At 59.3% G+C, this 18,744-nt stretch carries 15 protein-coding genes; 6 read left to right on the forward strand and 9 right to left on the reverse strand.

Annotated features, from left to right (window positions below; translation table 11 throughout):
* Positions 1-132 precede the first annotated feature (132 nt).
* Positions 133-918, forward strand: coding sequence for an SDR family NAD(P)-dependent oxidoreductase (locus IEX74_RS04830; RefSeq protein ID WP_188811586.1), 786 nt, complete (start codon positions 133-135; stop codon positions 916-918).
* A gap of 44 nt (positions 919-962) precedes the next feature.
* Here the strand turns inward: IEX74_RS04830 and IEX74_RS04835 are convergent, their stop codons facing one another.
* Complete coding sequence (locus IEX74_RS04835; protein WP_188811588.1) at positions 963-1,631, reverse strand: phosphatase PAP2-related protein; 669 nt, start codon at positions 1,629-1,631, stop codon at positions 963-965.
* A 129-nt stretch (positions 1,632-1,760) separates the two neighbouring features.
* Here IEX74_RS04835 and IEX74_RS04840 point away from each other — a divergent pair, with 129 nt between their 5' ends.
* Positions 1,761-3,077 carry an amidohydrolase gene (locus IEX74_RS04840; protein WP_188811590.1) on the forward strand — a complete coding sequence of 439 codons (1,317 nt, stop codon included), beginning with the start codon at positions 1,761-1,763 and terminating at the stop codon, positions 3,075-3,077.
* A gap of 146 nt (positions 3,078-3,223) precedes the next feature.
* Positions 3,224-4,102 (forward strand): ATP-grasp domain-containing protein, encoded by an 879-nt coding sequence (locus tag IEX74_RS04845; RefSeq protein ID WP_188811592.1) that lies wholly within the window; start codon positions 3,224-3,226, stop codon positions 4,100-4,102.
* A gap of 74 nt (positions 4,103-4,176) precedes the next feature.
* Here IEX74_RS04845 and IEX74_RS04850 read toward each other — a convergent pair whose 3' ends face one another.
* Positions 4,177-4,968, reverse strand: a complete 792-nt coding sequence (locus IEX74_RS04850) for an SDR family oxidoreductase (RefSeq protein WP_188811594.1) — start codon at positions 4,966-4,968, stop codon at positions 4,177-4,179.
* A gap of 273 nt (positions 4,969-5,241) precedes the next feature.
* Between IEX74_RS04850 and IEX74_RS04855 the strand changes: the two genes are divergently transcribed.
* Positions 5,242-7,713, forward strand: coding sequence for a M4 family metallopeptidase (locus tag IEX74_RS04855; RefSeq protein ID WP_188811596.1), 2,472 nt, complete (start codon positions 5,242-5,244; stop codon positions 7,711-7,713).
* Between the two features lie 327 nt (positions 7,714-8,040).
* Here the strand turns inward: IEX74_RS04855 and IEX74_RS04860 are convergent, their stop codons facing one another.
* A complete protein-coding gene (locus tag IEX74_RS04860) occupies positions 8,041-8,775 on the reverse strand; it encodes a hypothetical protein (protein ID WP_188811598.1) in 735 nt (244 codons plus the stop codon).
* Positions 8,776-8,862: 87 nt separating this feature from the next.
* Positions 8,863-9,588, reverse strand: a complete 726-nt coding sequence (locus tag IEX74_RS04865; RefSeq protein ID WP_188811600.1) for a tetratricopeptide repeat protein — start codon at positions 9,586-9,588, stop codon at positions 8,863-8,865.
* A gap of 437 nt (positions 9,589-10,025) precedes the next feature.
* On the opposite strand from IEX74_RS04865, the gene IEX74_RS23425 reads away from it, so the two are divergent.
* Positions 10,026-11,699, forward strand: coding sequence for an OmpA family protein (locus IEX74_RS23425; protein WP_188811601.1), 1,674 nt, complete (start codon positions 10,026-10,028; stop codon positions 11,697-11,699).
* 211 nt (positions 11,700-11,910) lie between these two features.
* Here the strand turns inward: IEX74_RS23425 and IEX74_RS04875 are convergent, their stop codons facing one another.
* The 5 genes from IEX74_RS04875 to IEX74_RS04895 all read right to left on the reverse strand — a co-directional run bounded on the left by IEX74_RS04875 (position 11,911) and on the right by IEX74_RS04895 (position 17,154).
* Positions 11,911-13,416 (reverse strand): ArnT family glycosyltransferase, encoded by a 1,506-nt coding sequence (locus tag IEX74_RS04875; protein ID WP_188811603.1) that lies wholly within the window; start codon positions 13,414-13,416, stop codon positions 11,911-11,913.
* Positions 13,417-13,553: 137 nt separating this feature from the next.
* Complete coding sequence (locus IEX74_RS04880; protein WP_188811605.1) at positions 13,554-14,084, reverse strand: methylated-DNA--[protein]-cysteine S-methyltransferase; 531 nt, start codon at positions 14,082-14,084, stop codon at positions 13,554-13,556.
* Positions 14,085-14,167: 83 nt separating this feature from the next.
* Positions 14,168-14,878 (reverse strand): phospholipase D-like domain-containing protein, encoded by a 711-nt coding sequence (locus tag IEX74_RS04885; RefSeq protein WP_188811607.1) that lies wholly within the window; start codon positions 14,876-14,878, stop codon positions 14,168-14,170.
* Positions 14,879-14,884: 6 nt separating this feature from the next.
* Positions 14,885-16,117 carry a glycoside hydrolase family 1 protein gene (locus tag IEX74_RS04890; protein WP_188811609.1) on the reverse strand — a complete coding sequence of 411 codons (1,233 nt, stop codon included), beginning with the start codon at positions 16,115-16,117 and terminating at the stop codon, positions 14,885-14,887.
* Between the two features lie 95 nt (positions 16,118-16,212).
* The gene (locus tag IEX74_RS04895) at positions 16,213-17,154 is read right to left on the reverse strand and encodes a cation diffusion facilitator family transporter (RefSeq protein ID WP_188811611.1); all 942 of its coding nucleotides are present in this window, start codon (positions 17,152-17,154) and stop codon (positions 16,213-16,215) included.
* A 207-nt stretch (positions 17,155-17,361) separates the two neighbouring features.
* Here IEX74_RS04895 and IEX74_RS04900 point away from each other — a divergent pair, with 207 nt between their 5' ends.
* On the forward strand, positions 17,362-18,717 hold the full coding sequence (locus IEX74_RS04900) for an APC family permease (protein WP_188811613.1): 1,356 nt from the start codon (positions 17,362-17,364) through the stop codon (positions 18,715-18,717).
* The last annotated feature ends 27 nt before the right edge of the window (positions 18,718-18,744 follow it).

The following is an 18,744-nucleotide window of genomic DNA, read 5'->3' on the forward strand; positions in this document are numbered from 1 at the left end:
GAGGTGGGAAGTTTCCTATCCCCTGTCCTACTTGTGCAGGAGCAATGAGAAACTCACCGCGTCTCCATCTCACCACCTCACCACCTCACTATTTCACCATCTCACTATTTCACCACTTCACCATCTCACCTCATGCCCTACGCCCTCGTTACTGGCGCTTCCCGCGGAATTGGTCGGGCTATAGCTACTGACCTAGCTCGCCGCGGCTACAACCTGCTGCTGGTAGCCCGCTCGGCGGATGTGCTGGCGCAGCTGGCTACCGAGCTAGGCCAGGCGCACAGGGTGCAGGCGAAGGTGCTGGCCGCCGACCTGGCTGCGCCGGGTGCGGCAGGACGCGTGGCGGAGTGGGCAAGCGCTCAGGCTCCGGACCTAGGTATTCTGGTCAATAATGCGGGCTATGGCTTGTGGGGACGCTTCGAGGAGCTGCCGCTGACCGATCAGCAGAACATGCTTCAGCTCAACATGATGGTGCCCGTGGAGCTGACGCACCACTTGCTGCCGCTGCTGCGGCAGCAGCCCAAGGCACACATCCTGAATGTGTCGAGCACTGCCGCTTATCAGGCGGTTCCGACGCTGTCGTTATACGCGGCCAGCAAGGCGTTCCTGCTCACCTTTAGCCGCGGGCTGCGCTATGAGCTGCGCGGCACATCTGTGTCGGTGACGTGCCTGAGTCCGGGTGCAACGAACACTGATTTCCCGAATCGCGCCGGCATGAACGCCGATTTGCAGGCAACAGCCAATAAATTTGGAATGACGCCGGAAGAGGTTGCCCAAATTGGCACCACGGCCATGCTAGCCGGCGAAGCGGAAGTTATTCCGGGCGCCCTAAACAAGATTTCCGCCGCCCTGACGAGCTTCGTCCCAAAAGCCGTGACGGAAAAAATTGCCGCCGGGCTCTACGAAAAGCACCTGAAGTAAGAAGTGTTGAGTGTTTTTACAATTTTCCTCACCGGCTCACCACTTCACTTTCTCACCACCTTACCGGCCAGCCAGAAGCTCAGGGCGGCGAAAAACGGCGCTGCCACTACATCATAGGTATAGTGTGCGTGCTGCACCAGCACCAGAAACCCTATTGCTACCGTAGCCAGCAGCAGCAGGCGCTGCAGCCACTGGCTCCGCACACCCAGGGCGAGCAGCATGATCGTGGCGGTGTGGCCGGAGAAAAACAGGTCCTTGGTGATGGGATTGGTGGGGTAAAACAGCGTATCCACGATGGGGTCGTGCAGGAGAACCAGGCCCGTGGGTGGGTCCAGCGGCGCAAACCAAAGCGTACCGATGCGGATCAGGTGCATGATGCAATAGGCCCACAGCACCCGCACAAAGGCGCCCGGCCGACGGCCCAAATGAATGAGCGCCAGCAGAATACACAGGTAAATGATGGTAAACGTCGTCCAGGACATGTCGCGGGCCGGCAAGTGCGGCAGCAGCGGATCGGCCAATACCTTTCCGACACGCGCCTCGATGAAGGCGAAGTAGTGCGGCATTCCGAAGGCGAGGATAATACCTAGGGTGAGGCCCAAACCTAGCTGCCACCGAAACCGAGGCTGCTCCCATGCCCGCATCCAGCCTCTGGTCCCTTTCTCCGCAAAAGGAGCCGTTACCAGGGGCTCCCGATTTCCTAAACTAAACATGTAGTGCAATCCAGCAGCGGCCATACAGGCCGTTGAATCTGCAAAAATAACCAGCGCAAACCGGTTACAGCTGAATGCCGGCTGCATTGTACCTTACGCCCCGTTTTCCAGCCTCATGCCGTGCTCGTTATGAAAATTGCTTACGCTCTTCTTACCACAACCCTGCTGACCAGTGCCACCGTGGCGCCTCCTTCGCCGAATGCTGCCCTTGATGCGCGCATTGCCAAGCTGGCCGCGCAGGAAGAAGCCAAGGTTATTGCCTGGCGCCGCGACATTCACGAGCACCCGGAGCTAGGCAACCACGAAACGCGCACGGCTGGCATTGTGGCGGCGCACCTCAAGAGCCTAGGTATTGAAGTGCAAACCGGCGTGGCCCGCACGGGTGTGGTAGGTATTCTGCGGGGCGGCAAGCCGGGCCCGGTAGTGGCCTTGCGCGCTGATATGGACGGACTGCCCGTCACGGAAAGCAACAGCCTGCCGTTTGTCTCGAAAGCCAGGGCGACGTACAACGGTCAGGAAGTGGGTGTGATGCACGCCTGCGGCCACGATTCGCACGTGGCCATGCTCATGGGCGCGGCTGAGGTGCTGAGTCAGGTGAAGAAAGACTTGCCGGGCACCGTGAAGTTTATCTTCCAGCCCGCCGAAGAAGGCTCGCTGCCCGGCGAAGAAGGCGGCGCCAAGCTCATGGTGAAAGAAGGCGCGCTGGAAAACCCGAAGGTCGATGCCATTTTCGGGGTGCACATTCAAGCCCAGACGGAAGTCGGGAAGCTCTCCTATCGCTCTGGCGGCGAAATGGCTAGCTCCGACGTGTTCAATATTGTGGTGAAGGGAAAATCGGCGCACGGCGCGTATCCGTGGTTGGCCGTCGACCCAGTCGTGACGGCCGCGCAGATTATTATGGGCCTACAAACCATCGTGAGCAGGCAAACGGAGCTGACTTCCGACGCGGCCGTTATTACGGTGGGCATGGTGCACGGCGGCGTGCGCAACAACATCATCCCCGAGCAAGTGGAGCTAACCGGCACCATCCGCACGCTCGACAAAGACATGCAGCAGAAGATCTGGGCCGCCATCCGCCGCACGGCCACCAACATTGCCGAAAGTGCCGGCGCCACCGCCGACGTATCGATTCAGAACTACGCGCCGGTGACGTACAACAACCCGCAGCTCACTGAACTCATGCTGCCGTCGTTGCGCACCGCCGCGGGCAACGCGGATAAGGTAAGCATGCAAAAAGCCGTAACGGGCGCCGAAGATTTTGCCTTCTTCCAGGAGAAAGTCCCCGGCTTGTTCGTCTTCGTAGGCGGCATGAGCAAGGGCACCGATCCGGCCACCACGGCGCCGCACCATACGGCCGGCTTTATGCTCGATGAGAGCGGCTTCACCCTAGGAGTCAAGACGTTGGCCACGCTGGCGGCCGACTACCTAGCTTTGAAGAGCAAGTAATCTGAACCCATGAATTCAACGATTTTTTCGGATTACGCGGATTTCGTGGCTGTTTTTTGATGTAGTGCTCTTCACTAACCTAAACTGTGCGCTGTGGCTCGTCTGGTCGGAGTCAGCAGTGTTAACTGATAAATGGTACCTGTTAAATGAAAATTGTTCTCGTCACGTACGAACCTGTTATTGATTACAGCGCTGCTGGTGTCGAAAATGAAGATGTGCTGCTCGCCAACTACCTAGGTCAGTGCGGGCACCACGTAACGATGGAGCGCTGGACCGAGCCCGGCATTGACTGGACCCGCTACGACGTGGTGCTGCTTAAGTCGCCGTGGGACTACTTCGACCGCATCAACGAGTTTTACCAGTGGCTCGACCAGCTGGAAAACCTAGGTGTGCGGGTGCTGAACCCGATCAAGACGGTGCGCTGGAACGCCGACAAGCGCTACCTCGACGACCTAGCCATGGCCGGTGTTCGGGTGATTCCGACGCGGCGACTCACGCGCGGCGCTACGTTTGAGCCTGCCACCTTGCTCGAAAGCCTAGCTACGGACCAGCTAATCGTGAAGCCGGCCGTGAGCGGTGGCGCCAAGAACACGTTTTCGTTGAACCGCACCGAAGCGCAGGCCCATGCTGAGCGGCTAACCAGCCTGCTAGCTACGGAAGACTTTCTGGCGCAGCCTTTCCTGCCACAGATCCAGACGGAGGGCGAATGGTCGTTTATTTACCTGGGTGGTCAATTCAGCCACTGCGTGCTCAAAACCCCAAAGTCGGGCGATTTCCGGGTGCAGCACTACCTAGGTGGTGGCATCGAGCCCCGCGAAGCGCCGGCTCACCTGCGCCCCGCCGCCGATGCCATCGTGGCCCGCTTCGCCACCGATTGCCTCTACGCCCGCGTTGATGGTGTGGCCGTGGAAGGCGAGCTACTGCTCATGGAGCTGGAGCTGATCGAGCCATTCCTGTACCTAGCTTCTGGTCAGGAGGCATTTGCCCAGTACGAAGCGGCGTTACGCCAAATGGTTCAAGCTTAAATGCTTACGCGAACCTAGGTTAACAAAAAAGCCCCGTTGGTCAGCGGGGCTTTTTTGTTAACCTAGGTTCGCGTTTAGAAACCATTCACCGTGAAGCCGCCATCCACGCTCAGCACCTGGCCGGTGATGTAGCTGGCGGCGGGCAGGCACAGGAAAGCCACGGCGGCGGCCACTTCTTCCGGCTCGCCGATGCGCCGCATGGGCGTGCGGCTTAGTACTTCGTTGCGGTAATCGTCGTTGCTGAGCACGCCGGCGGCCAGCGGCGTCTGGATGTACCAGGGCGCCACGACGTTCACGCGAATTTGGTCGGCAGCCCACTCCACGGCCAGGTTGCGGGTCAGCTGAATCATGGCCGCTTTGGTCATGCCATAGACGGCGCCCGTGCGAATGTGCAGCAGCCCGGCCACCGAGGCAATGTTCACGATACTGCCCCCACTAGCCGCTTGCAGCAGCGGATATGCCAGGCGGCACAGCTCAAACGTCGAACCCAGGTTGGTCGCCATAATGTGCTGATATTCTTCGGGGCTGTAGTCGGGCGTCTTCTTGCGGATGTTGGTGCCTACGTTGTTTACCAGAATGTCCAGTTTGGGCGTGCGCTGCTGCACGGCTTGGAGCAGCGCGGCGCGGCCTTCAGGGCTGCTTACGTCGGCGGCCAGGGCGTGCGCGTCGAGGCCTTGGGCGCGCCACTCGGCTACTTGCGCGGTCAGCGTTTCCGCTTGGCGGGCCACGGCCAGCACAGTAGCGCCAAACTGAAGCAGCTCAGCCGCCACAGCCGCGCCGATGCCTTTGGAAGCTCCCGTCACGAGGGCCACGCGGCCAGCTAGGTTCCAGCGGTTTGGGAGCGAAGCAGAGGTTGGAGAAGTCATGGGTTATCGTAAAATAAAAAGGTTGGAGTGACTTGATTGTCAAGGACGTCTTGCATCAAAAACGACCGGCTGAAAAGCGAGCTTCAAGAAGCAATAACCTAGGTTTCCACTTGATTTACAGGTTCTTATTAAACATAATATAGGCCATATTTGGACAATAGCCACCTAGTTGTGACATGCTAAGTTAACCGGATTAAATTCCGATTAACTTGTGCTCAACCTATTTGCCAGTACAACTCGATCTATTATTTCTCCACGATTTAAAACCATCCTATGTCCCACAAGTACTCAGCCGTCCTTCTATTACTCGGCGGCCTGGCCCACTTCAGCACGCACGCCCAGGACCTATCGCGGGTGCAGCAGAAAGTAGTTGCCGAAGACGGCTCGCCCGCCTTCGTTCATTTCAAGCCGGGCAGCAAAGCCTATGGCCAGAGTGAAGCCACCAAAGCGCTTACCGATCAGCTCCAGCTAACTAAAGACGATCAGGTGCTGCAAACCAAAGCGGAAGCCGACCAGCTCGGTTTCGTGCACCAGAAGTTTGAGCAATATTACCGCGGCATCAAGGTAGAGCATTCGGCCTACACGGTGCACGCCCGCCGGGGCGCTATTGAGAGCATCAGCGGCCACTTCGCGAAGGTGCGCGGCCTGAACGTGACGCCTTCCCTGTCGGCGCAGGCGGCCCTGCAACGCGCCCTCGACTATGTAGGCGCCAGGCAGTATATGTGGCAGAGCGCGGCTGCCGAAGCCGACCTGAAGCAGGAGCAGAACGACCTAGGTGCAACCTATAAGCCAAAGGCTGAGTTGGTTATCGTGACGCCCCAGGCCGAAGCCCTAGGTGTGGAAGCGGGCATGGTGAAGCCCGTGCTGGCCTGGAAGTTCAACATCTACGCCCAGCAGCCGCTGAGCCGCGCCTACATCTACGTGGATGCGCAATCGGGGCAAGTAGTGTTAAAAGATGACATCATCAAGCACGCGGCGGCCACCGGCACGTATGCTACGGCCTATAGCGGCACCCGCTCCATCGCCGACGAAACCACCACCGGCGGGTACCGTCTGCGCGAGTACACGCGGGGCCTAGGTATCGAAACGTATAACTGCAAGAAAGGCAGCAGCTACACGGCCGCCACCGACTTCATCGACGCCGACAACAGCTGGACCGAGTACAACAATGCCAACTACGACAACGTGGCCGGCGATGCCCACTTCGGTGCCCAGGCCACGTACGACTACTGGAAAGCCGTGCACGGCCGCAACTCGTTCGATAATGCCGGCGCCAAGATCAAGAGCTACGTGCACTTCGACGATGTGCCCGGCGGTGCCGGCTACGAAAATGCGTTCTGGGACGGCGCCCGCATGACTTACGGCGATGGCGCCAGCACCTTCAAGCCCCTGACGGCGCTGGACGTGTGCGGCCACGAAATCGGCCACGCCGTGTGCGAAAACACGGCGAACCTGACGTATTCCTACGAGTCGGGCGCCATGAACGAAGGCTTCTCCGACATTTGGGGCGCCGCAGTGGAAGCCCGCGCCGTGGGCACCTACGGCCTGACCGGTAAGAGCACCTGGCTTATCGGCGAGCAAATCATGAAAGCCGGCGGCGCCCTGCGCTCTATGAGCAACCCCAACGCCTACGGCCAGCCTGATACCTATAAAGGAACCTACTGGGCCACCGGCTCGGCCGACAATGGCGGCGTGCACACCAACTCGGGCGTGCTCAACTACTGGTTTTACCTGCTCAGCCAAGGCGGCAGCGGCACCAACGACATTGGCAGCAGCTACTCCGTAACCGGTATCGGCATCGACGCCGCCGCGAAAATCGCCTTCCGGGCGGAAGATGTGTACCTCACGGCTTCCTCCAACTACGCTAATGCTCGCACGGCTGCTATTCAGGCCGCTACCGACCTGTATGGCGCGGGTTCGGCCCAGGTAATTGCGACGACCAACGCCTGGTATGCCGTGGGCGTGGGCGCCGTTTACAACGGTGGCGGCACCACCACGCCTCCGCCTACCACCGGCACAACGTATTGCACGTCGAAGGGCAGCACTTCTTATGAGTGGATTGACTTGGTAAACCTAGGTTCTATCAACCGCGCGTCGGGGGCCGATGGCGGCTACTACGACGGCACGGCCACCACAACGAGCGTAGCGGCCGGCTCTTCGCAGACGATCAGCTTCAGCGCGGCCTTTGCTACCTCGGCTTACACGGAGTACTGGAGAATCTACATCGACTGGAACCAGGACGGCGACTTCACCGACTCGGGCGAAACCATCGTTTCCGGCTCCTCGGCCAGCGCGGGCACGCTGTCGGCCAGCTTCACGGTGCCCACCACCGCCAAAACCGGCAAAACCCGTCTGCGCGTCGTGATGAGCTACCAGTCTGGCGCGACCAGCTGCGGCACCTACAGCTACGGCGAAACCGAGGACTATGCCATCAACGTGAGCGGCGGCACCTTCGCCAACACCGGCGTAGCAGGCATCAGCGCCGGCGGCGAATCGCTCAGCCAACTTCCTGGTCGTCAGTTTGAAGTGTATCCCAACCCGGCTACCGACGTGCTGCGCCTGGCCCTGCCCGACAACGCGGAAGTGAAATCAGTGAAGCTCTTCGACGTGCGTGGTGCGGCCGTGAAAGGCGCCACCTACGACGGCAACGGTCAGCTGAACGTAGCGGGCTTAGCCAGTGGCCTCTACACGCTCACCGTCAGCGACGGACAGAAGGAGTTCCACCAGCGCTTCGTGAAACAATAAGCTGCTCCGCTCCTGCCACAACCAACAAGAAAGGCTCGTCGTGTGACGAGCCTTTCTTGTTTTAAGCATGCATGTAGCGCGAAGCTCCCGCTTCGTGTATCGTTGAACGATTGTGTCAGAAGGCGTTTGATTTTTTTGCGACGGCGGAACGGTGTGTAGAGACGCAACATTTTGCGTCTAATCGTTGCTGATACTGCCAAGTCGTTCAACGACGAGACGCAAAATATTGCGTCTCTACGGCGTTTATAGCTAACTCAAACAGCCTCTTAGCACAACCTAGGTGCGAGTCGTTCAACGATGCGCGAAGCTCCCGCTTCGCGCTACATCCTACCAAAACGCATATTCCACCTTCAGCTCGGCGCGGCCGTAGCCATCTTTGGCGCCGGAGTTGGCCCGCTTGCTCACGTCGTCGAGGTAGTCGGTGGTGGTGAAGTAGTACGCCGCTTCGGCGGTAGCATTCAGGGTGCGGCTCAGGCGAAACGTGAGGCCTAGCCCCACCGGCGCCACGATGGCCATAGCCGGGTAGTCGTTGCGCTCGGGCGGCAGAAAGGACGTAAATTCCTCGGGGCGCGCAGTGCCATTGTAGCTCTTGGGGTTGTAGAGTAGCAAACCGACACCCGCTTTCAGGTAAGGCTTTACGAACGCAACCGGACCACGCGGCGCGGCAAACTCGGCTTCATCGCGGAACGGCTCGTAGCGGAAGAACACTTCGCCGGAACCATTGCGGGCCCGAAAAGCCAGGTTGCGGTCGGGAAGGTCATCTTTGGCGCCGATCTGAAAGGCAGAAAGCTCGGTGCCAACCAGCAGGTGCGGCCGTAGCAGATACAACACCCCCAAACTACCGCTCAGCCCCGGAAAATTATTCCCCAGGCTACTCGTCAGGTCGCCATTGTAGAAGCCGGCCCCTAGGCCTGCCGTGAGGCGCACCGGCCCGCGGTGATACGGCCGCCCCTGGCTGTTGTAGTAGCGACGACGCCGTTCGGGGCCATCTTGCGCGGCGCCGGTGCGCGGCAGCAAAGAAGTAAGCAAAAGCGCGCTGAGCAGCAACGGGCGGTAGTTCACGAAAAAGCTAGCTAGGTGTGGAACGGAATGAGCCGGACATACGAGGCCGCCCGGCTCGCGGATTAAAACAACGCGTGCGGAAATAATTTATTTGAACGTACCCTGCGGATCGGGCATCTTGCTCACCAGATCGCCAATGAACTGAAAATCAAGGGCGGCTACGCTCAGCTTCTGCCCCGTGTGCACGGCTTCCCAGGCTTTCGCGTAGTTTTCCTGGAAGTAATAGCCCCGCGCGAGCTGCTGCCAGGCTTCCGCGTTCTGCGGATCGGCGGCTACGGCTTTTTGCAGGTACTCCATGCCTTGCGTCAGGTCTTTTTTCTTCTTGTCTTTTTCGTAGCGGATCACGTAGCTGGCACCTAGGTCGCTCAGCAGCAAGGTGCTGTTGGGCTCCACGGCCAGGCCCTGCGCCAGCAGACTGATGGCCTCATCGTTGTTGGAGCGCTGGCTGGCGATTACGCCCAGCCCCCGGTAAGCTTCCGCGTTCTTCTGATTGAGCAGCCAGGCCAGGTTGAAGCGATATACGGCTGTATCCGGCTGGTTTTCTGTCAGATACTCATACCCTTTATCGGAGAAGAACTTGCTGGCTTCGGTCCGTGAGGCAAAGCTGCGCTCCACATCGGCCAGGAAAGCCGGCCCCACGACCTGCTCGGCCTGGGCCACCGACGCCCCTCCAAAGAGCGGCAGCAAACGGCTGCTTTTGTCGGGGGCAACCGCGTTGCCGGGCTTGGTTTTTACTTTAACCTTGCGTTGGGCCTGCGTAGGAGCAGCGGCCAGCAGCAAGAGCAGCGCAGGCAGCCACAGAGAATTTTTCATGATGATTGGCGTAGAAAAGCAATAATAATTTCCCGGCAAAATACTACCAGCCGAGCAGTCAACAAAGATACAGCACTTGGCCCTGCTCACAACCTAGGTACTACCGCTCCGCACACGGTGTACCGGCTGGCTGGCGGTCGTACTATTGGATTTTGCCCTTGGCATACTCCTCACGAAAGGACTTTCAACGCTGGTTAGGGCCATTTTATTTCTTTGCGGTTGTAAAAAACGGGTACGGATTACAAAGATTCGTAGAACGCGCCGCCCGGAAAGGCATAGCTTTTGCCCTAGCCGCCCAACTAAGCGACAAGCTGTTTGTCCGAACGTCGGCGCGGAGCGCGAAGCGGGAGGAAATGCGTTTTGTCAAGCTTTGTGTTCTGTTGAAGCGGGTGATGACAGCCGCCGCCGGCAGGGCTCCGCTCGATCCATATTCCCTGATGAAGCACTCTTTATTCAACTTTCCGGTCCTGGTTTTCGCATTGGCCTTTCTGGCCAGCCGGCCTTTTGGTGCCGTCGCCCAGACGGCTGAGCGCCGCACCAGCATTGGTTTGAATGTCAGCGTCCTGCAATATCGCGGGAACTTCGGTTCCGATTATTGGAAATTTGACGATAGCCGCTACGCGCCGGGTCTGGCCATTAATCAGTACCTGGGGAAGGGCCTGGACCTTAACGCCCAAATTTTTTACGGGCAGCTCACCGGACGACACAGTGCCACCTCGTACTTCACCACTACCTTGGTTAACAGCAACCTAGGTTTCAAGCTCAAGCTCAACAATGGCTGGGCGCTAAAGGAAAACGCCCGGATTCAGCCGTACCTCGTAGCCGCCTCGGGCTGGACGTTTGCCAGCCGTGCGGGCCTGACCGATAGCAGCCGCATCAATGAGGAAAAAGGCTACATCGATGTAATGGCCGGCGCCGGCATCAACCTGCGCCTGGGTGGCGGCGTGAGCCTTTTTGTGCAGAGCAGCCAGCACTTGCCCATGCACGCCAACCTGGACGGCATGCGGGAAGCACCTACGCCCCGCTGGGCCGACCGCTTCCTTCAGCACACGGTCGGGCTGACGTTCAACCTAGGTCAGGCACCCGATGCCGACGAGGATGGCGTGCCGGATCGGCTGGATCAATGCCCCAAAACGCCCGCCGATATCGAGGTCGACGACCACGGCTGCCCCCTCGACGACGATCAGGACGGCGTGCCTAACTACCAGGACCAGTGTCCTTCGCAGCCGGGCAAAGCCGAGCTGCACGGCTGCCCCGATGCCGACAACGACGGCGTAGACGACGTAGACGATGCCTGCCCCGACACGCCCGGCTCGCCGGAGCTGCACGGCTGCCCCGACACCGACCAGGATGGCGTAAGCGACACCGAAGACCAGTGCCCGAACACGCCCGCCGGCACCGAAGTAGACGCCAATGGCTGCCCTCTGCCGTCGGCCGCTCCGACGGAGCCTGCTACCAAGGCTGCTGTCAACGCCGACGATACGGATGGGGACGGCATCCTGAACGCAGATGACCGCTGCCCGGAGCGGGCCGGACCGGCCTCAAACCACGGCTGCCCGGAAATCCAAGCCACTGTGCGTCAGCGGTTGAAGGAAGCGACGAAGCTCATCGGCTTCGAGCGCAACAACGCCACGCTGCTGCCCTCGTCTTATGCCACCCTGGATACCATCGCCCAGATTCTTCAGCAGTACCCCGACTACTCGCTGAGCATTGCCGGGCATACCGATAGCCAAGGACCGGCCGCGTATAACCTACGCCTCTCCCGCGACCGGGCTGCCTCGGCCCGCCGCTATCTGCTCGCCAAAGGCCTCGCCGACACGCGCGTGGAGTGGCGCGGCTACGGCATCAATCATCCGCTGGCTACCAACAACACCGAGGCTGGCCGCGCCCGCAACCGCCGCGTGGAGTTCGACCTGTTCCTGACCGGCGACCCCAACGCAGCTCAGGTGAAGTACGGCGCTGAGCCAACCACTCCTACTACCAAGAAGCCCCTACCGGCCAAGCGCAAAGCGGCTCCTGCCAAGAAAAGCTCCGCTAAAAAGAAGACGCCAGTAAAGCGCCCGGTGGTGAAGAAAAAATCCACTTGGGGCGCTACGCCTAGTGGCTGGTAGGTTGTTTCTGGAAGAAGTGCGGAACGTCATGCTGAGCTGGTCGAAGCATCTCTACCGTAATGGTAATCCTGATGCTAGCTCAACGAACCGGTAGAGATACTTCGACCGGCTCAGCATGATGTTCTAGTTAACGCAAGTTGCGGAACTGGTAAGCTACCTAGGTTTCAACGATGGGTGTTGCCCCGCTGAGGTCCGGTTCGGTCGACCTAGCTCAGGGTTGTGGGCGCAGCTTCCAGACGCTAAAATCCCCCACTTTGGTTAGCCGCTGCTCTAGATACGGCTGCAAACGGGCATCTTTGACAGCGGTCGTATCATTGGTGTACAAATACCGTGCTCCGCGAGCAATACAATCTGCGATGTACGGCTGTCCATTGGGAGTATTGTCCAGCAGTTGGGCTGTCCATTCAAAGCCGAAGCCTTTCTTATGTAGGAAATACAGGTCAATGCAGCTGGAGTTGTCGGGGCCGACTACGCACAAGGCACCCGCTGGCGTGGCGGCTTCTAGTTGAGCTCGGCTCACTGGGTTAAACAGCTCCGGCGCGACATCGGGATTGAGGTGCATCCACCGGTTATAGTTTACCCGTGCAAAAGCCCAAACAGGCTGCACGACGAGCAACGCCAACAGCCAAACCCTAGCTTTTGGCAAGCGCTGTAGCCAGGCAGCGCCCCACACGGCGAGCAGCAGCAAGGGCGGCAACAGGGGCAACATGTAATAGGTATGCCCCCGCATTTGGTGAAGCTCAATCAGGTAGTATACCATCAGCGCAAGCCCCCAGATGAGCCCAGGAACGAACCAGGGATTCTGAACCGGAGCATGGCGCACTAGCCGCCATAGCCCCACTAAAAGCAGCGCCAGTGCCCCATAGCCTAATAGAAGCTCCGGCCAATCAGATAACAAATTGCGCTTCAGGATAGCTAGCCCGGTAGCTAGGTCCTCTGCCGGCCGAAACTCTAGCCCAAAATTCTCGAGCCCAGAGGTTTTAATCAGCTTCAGCGCGTAGGCATACCACGCCAGAGACACCCCTACCGCCACCACCGCGTAGCTAATTAGCAGCACTATTTGCTGCCAAGAGTAGCGACGCTGGAGCAGATCACGCATTACCAACACGGCAATGGGAAAGCCGACGGCTAGAAACTGAAGCTTGGTAAGCCCGCCCAAAGTCACCCCGACCAGACTCAATCCGAGATAAGCTAGGCTCTTCTCTTCTCGCCACCGGCCAAACCAGAACAGGCCGGCAATAGAAGCGGTGAGCGCCAGGATGTCGGGTAAGGCATTGATGCCGTGGTAGTACGTCTCGGGGCTCCAAGCCAGGCACCAGGCGCCTACACCCCCGAACCACTCCGACCCGCTTACCTGCCGCACCAAGTAGTAAAAAGCCACCACCCCGGCCATGTAGATGAGCCAGTTGAGCAACCTAGGTAGCGCTTCGTGGAAGCCAAACAGATGATAGCTGCCGGCCACCAGCCATTCGTACGAAGGAAACTGCATACCCGTAATTCCATCTGTGTCATTGCGCTTATCAACGCGAGGCTCTAGGATGTTCATGCCTTCCTCGTAGAAGTTGCGCGCAACGGCCATGGTATCAGACTGCCGCCACACATGGATGCTGGCGGGAGGAAGCCGAAAGTAAGGAGCGTGCAAAAGGAAATTCAACCCTAGCAACAGAGGCCAGAACCAGCGGGGCAGAGCGGCGGTAGTTAACGAGTTAATACGCATATGGCCGCAAGTTAAGGCAAGCCGGCTTGAGCGGCGAGAGGCTTCTCGGATAATGTCCGTGCAATAGTGCTAGCGCGAACGATGATTACGCACGTCAAGCAACATCTTACAAGTTGAGTAAGTAAGCCTCCTAGGTTTCAGAACAACTCGCCCTGCGCTGGCGGATTCTCGAACGCTAGCAGCCACTTCTTGCGGGCCAGCCCACCGGCATAACCTGTAAGCTGCCCGCTGGTGCCAATAACCCGGTGGCACGGCCACACGATAGCCAGCGGGTTCTGGCCGTTGGCCGCACCCACGGCGCGCACCGCTTTGGGGTCGCCGAGCTGGCGGGCCAGGTCGAGGTAGGAGGCGGTGCGGCCGTAGCCGATGCCCGGTAGTGCGGCCCACACGCGGCGCTGGAAGTCAGTGCCCTGACGCAAGTCATAAGCTAGGTCGAAGGTGCGCAGCTCCCCGCCGAAATAGGCCTGTAGCTGCCGCACAGCTTCGCGCAGACACTCTGGCACCGCCCCAACAGGCGTCACCGCACCCTCATTTTCCTCCTGAAACAGCACCGCCGACAAACCCGCCTCAGTGCCGCGCAACTCCAGCAAGCCCACCGGTGAAGCGAGAAATGCTGATTGAAGAAGTGTTGAGTTTTGAATGTTGAGTATTGAATTGGGCGGCAGCATATCCCCTTTTTTCAGTTACCAGTTATCAGTTACCAATTATCATTTTAAAAACTCAACACTCAACACTTAAAACTCAACACTTCTTAAACTCCATCGTACTGCTGCATTTCCGACCAGAGGCGCTCGAACTCGGTGCTATAGCGCTGCACCACAGTAGCATCGTCGGTCACGAGCAGGTTTTCGAGGTTGGCCAGGGCCGCCGAGCGGGTCCAGTTGTAGCTGCCCGTGAGCACCACCCGGTTGTCGGCCACGGCAAATTTGTGGTGCATGTGATTGGGTGTCCGGTCGATGCGCACCGGTACGCCCGCCGCCTGCAACGACTTGATGTCGGAGCCCTGGTCGTGGAGCTTGTCGTTGTCGGTGAGCAGCCGGATGGCCGCGCCACGCCGGTGTGCCGCCAGCAGCGCCTCCGCAATTCGGTCGTCGGAGATGGTGAATACGCACACATCCAGCCGATGCGCGGCATGGTTGATGAACGCCAGAATAGCGTCCAGGCACGCCGTGCCGGGGCTAAAGAACACTTCTGAGTGGGCTGCCTGCGGCTCGGCAGGTGGCAGCAACAAGGCGCTGGCAGCCGCCAGCCACTCCACCATCTTCTTGTCCTTGAAGGTATTAAACCGCTCTTCAGCCAGGGCAAACAACTGTCGGCGCAGCTCTTCCAGCTCCTTGCCTTGTAAGCCGTGCGCCGCCAGCCGCTGCCGCAAATCCCGCGCTTCCTCTGCCGTCAGGACCGAATCGGTGAAGGCGCGACGGAAGTGGGTAAGCAACTCGGCGGTGGCAGCTGACTGGCTCATACAAGGTTACGACAAGGAAAGGCTAGCTTTCGAAGAGGGGACTTTCTTGGGAACTGCCGCGGCGGCTACTTTGGCTTGGGCTTCCCGTAGTGCCTGCGCATAAGGCGCATACAGTACCCGATGATGCGGCTGCCCGTCGGTACGCAGCTCCGCGTCCCACAGGCCCGATTGATGCCAAGGCGTGAGATGGTCCCAGTCAGGCCGGTCGATGATGGGGTACAGGCACACGCCCCACAACGGCACGCCTTTGCGCAGCGCCAGGGCACATTCCTTGGCAATCATACGGGTCCACTTAGGCCGGTCGATGCCGGGGTGGCTGGTTTCGGTGATAACCACTGGCCGGTTGTAGCGCTTATGAGCAGCCATCAGCAACTCGTTCAATGGGCGCCAGCGCGCGTCGGCGGGCTCCTCTGCCCACGGAATCCGCTCGTAGGGATCAAGCTGCCACTGGTTGTCGTAGTAGAAGTTAAAACCTAGGATATCAACGAATTCCGGCCGACCACCCAGCTCGGGGCACATGCGCCCGGCCAGCATATCGACCGACTGAAACTGGTGGTGGTGGTATTCGTCGATACGACGACGGTGTTCCGCATCAGCCCACGGCGGCGGCACGATGTTGATGAGCGGCTCGGTAGTCAGGATGCGGATGCTAGGATCGGCTTCGCGCAAGGCGGCCACGCCTTCCACGTAGCCCTTCATCAGGCGATACTTCACCTCCCAACCCTGCCCCACGCAATACGGCGACGTGCCGCGCGCATCGCCGCCGAGCCACGACATAAAGCTCACTTCGTTGATGGGCGTCACGATGAGCGTGTCGTCGGGGCGCTGCGAGCGGTAGAAGTCGACGAAGGCGCGGCACAGCGCCGCGAAGCGCCGGGCGAACATGGGGTGCAAGGGCGTGAGGTCGTCGGGGTAGCCAAAATGGCACAGGTCCCAAACCTGCTGGATGCCGTGGCGCTTGCCCGCATCAAGCAACACCTGCACGGTGCTCCAGTCGTATTGGTACGGAGTTTTTTCGACGAAGCTCCAGCGGATACCTTCGCGCACGGTGCCAATACCGAAGGGCTTAAGATCCTGATAATCCTGATCAAGCAACTCCAGGTGGTTGGTCACGTTCAGAAAATCTACCCGGTTGCCGAAGGCGTTCAGCTGGTCGGTGCACTCGTAGCCGCCCATCCAAAAAGCCTGGAACGGGCTAGAGCCAAAATCAGATTTCAGGGTGTGTTGAGGACGCGGCATGGTGCAGGAAAAAATAAACACAAGGTACCAACTCGCAGCCGATCAGCGGACCGCCTGCCGAGCTTAGCGCTAGCAAAGTACCATTCTTAATCAGCTTATCGGGCTAAAGTTGCAGCACGATCTTTTTGGCCCAGCGACTTTGCCTCAATGAAGATGCGCTTAAACTCCGGATGCTTTGCCCGAATAGCGTCCTGTAAGCCATCAATAGTTTGCTCTACCTGCACGGCGGTCAGGTTGCGGCTGAATTGCACGTCCAGAGCCAGTACTACATCGTGCGGACCTAGGTAGGAGGTGAGCGGGGGGCGCACGTTTTCCACACCGGACTGCGCCCGGGCAATTTCCTGCAAAGAAGCCAGGGTTTCTTCGTCTACGCCCTCGCCTACGAGCAGGCCTTTCGTTTTGTAAATCAGGAAAATGGCTACGGTTACCAGCAGCAAACCAATCAGAATGGAGGCCGCACCATCGAAGTACGGATTGTTCAGAGCATGACCTAGGTATACGCCGGCCAGGGCAAACACCAGCCCTACCAGCGCGGCAATATCTTCCATCAGAATGGCAAACACCGACGGGTCTTTGCTGCGGCGCAGGGTTTCAAGAAAGCCCATATCACCCCGATCCTGGTTGAAGGCTTTCAGTGCCAGCGTGCAGGAAATGCCTTCGAAGACAATCGACAAGCCTAGCACCACGTAGTTCCAGGTCGGGTCGGTGATGGGCGCCGGGTGGTTCAGGTGCTCGATGCCTTCGTAGAACGACATGCCGCCGCCCACTGAAAACACCAGCACGGCCACAATCAAGGCCCAGAAGTACAGCTCTTTGCTGCGACCAAAGGGGTGCTGAATGGTGGCGGGCTTCTCGCTTTGCTTCACACCGAGTAAGATCAAAAAGCCGTTGCCGCTATCCACAAACGAGTGAATGCCTTCGGAGAGCATGGCCGAGCTTCCGGTGAAATAAGCCGCCACAAACTTGCTGATGGCAATGGCGATATTGGCCCCAATGGCCCCGTAAATGGCAAACTTGGAGGAGGAGTGTCCGGACATAATGTAGTGTTACAGAGCTATGGTACGCAGGGTGTGGAAGTGGGGTTGGAACGCCTAAGCTAGCTCCTGCCCTCCTTCCAACGGCAGCTAAGCTAAAAAATACCCGTTATTTCCGGCACCCGAACATATTTGGGGGTACCTAGCTTTTACTCTGCAATACCCATTTTCGTAGCCAGGCTACCTGGCTTTCGCTCCTACTTTCGCTCTATGCCGCACGCCGACTCTTCTGCGCCTACCCTTCGTCGCAACCTAGGTCTGGTGCAAGCCACCGCCCTGAACATGATTGACATGGTGGGCATTGGCCCGTTCGTGACCCTGCCGCTGGTGATGGGTTTCATGGGGCCGTACTTCCTGCTGGCGTGGCTGGTGGGCGCCGGCCTAGCCATCGTCGACGGGCTGATCTGGTCGGAACTGGGCGCGGCTTACCCGGCCGCTGGTGGCTCCTACCGCTTCCTGAAGCTAGCCTACGGCGAGCAGAAGTGGGGCCGGCTGATGTCGTTTCTGTACGTGTGGCAAACGCTGGTACAGGCGCCGCTGGTGGTGGCGTCGGGTGCCATCGGCTTCGCGCAGTACTTCGGCTACCTAGTGCCGCTCACGGCGTGGTGGCAGCCCAAGCTGGTATCGGGCGTGGTGGTGCTGGCCCTGATTGCGCTGCTCTACCGCCGCATCGAAGATATTGGTCGTCTGGGCGTTATGCTGTGGTTTGGTGTGCTAGGGCTCATGGGCTGGCTGATTTTCGGCGGCGTCACGCACGCCGAGCACACAGTAGCGTGGCTGCCCACGGGCGGCTTTTCGGCGCTGCCCGGCGTGCTGCTTTCCGCGGCCATGGGGCAGGCCGCCGTCAAGACAATCTACAGCTACCTAGGTTATTACAACGTGTGCCACCTAGGGGCCGAAGTCATTAATCCGCAAAAGCTGATTCCGCGCAGCATCTTCCTGAGTATCCTGGGGATTATGACCTTGTACCTGCTACTCAATTGGAGCGTGGGCACCGTCATTCCGTGGCAAGAGGCGCAGCATTCCGAGTTCATTGTCAGCACCTTCGTAGAGAAAATCTACGGGCCGGTGGCGGCGCAGTTTGCCACGGCGCTGGTGCTGTGGGTGGCGTTTGCGTCGCTGTTTGCGGTGCTGCTGGGCTACTCCCGCATCCCCTACGCCGCCGCCGCCGATGGCGAGTTTCTGCCGCTTTTTGCCAAAGTGCATCCTACCAAGCAGTTCCCGCACGTCTCCCTCCTGATTCTGGGTGGCGTGGGGTTCGTGTTCAGCCTGCTGTTCCGGCTGGGCGAAGTGATTAGCGCCATCCTGGCAATGCGCATTCTGGTGCAGTTTGTGGGGCAAGCTATCGGCCTCGTGCTACTACGGCGCCGACGCGGTACGGAGGGCCTGCCCTTCCAGATGCCGCTTTATCCGCTGCCGGTAGTGGTTGCCGTGGTGGTCTGGCTGGCTGTTTTTTGGAGCACCGGACCTAGGTTTATGCTCTCCGGCCTGGCGGTAATCAGCGCGGGCATTGTAGCGTTTCTGCTCTGGAGCCGGCAGCAGAAACGGTGGCCGTTTGCGGAGTAGTTGCCGTGAGCCTGCTTTGGGTGTACC

The sequence above is a fragment of the Hymenobacter cavernae genome, from assembly GCF_014641455.1.
GTDB classification, from domain to species: Bacteria; Bacteroidota; Bacteroidia; order Cytophagales; family Hymenobacteraceae; genus Hymenobacter; species Hymenobacter cavernae.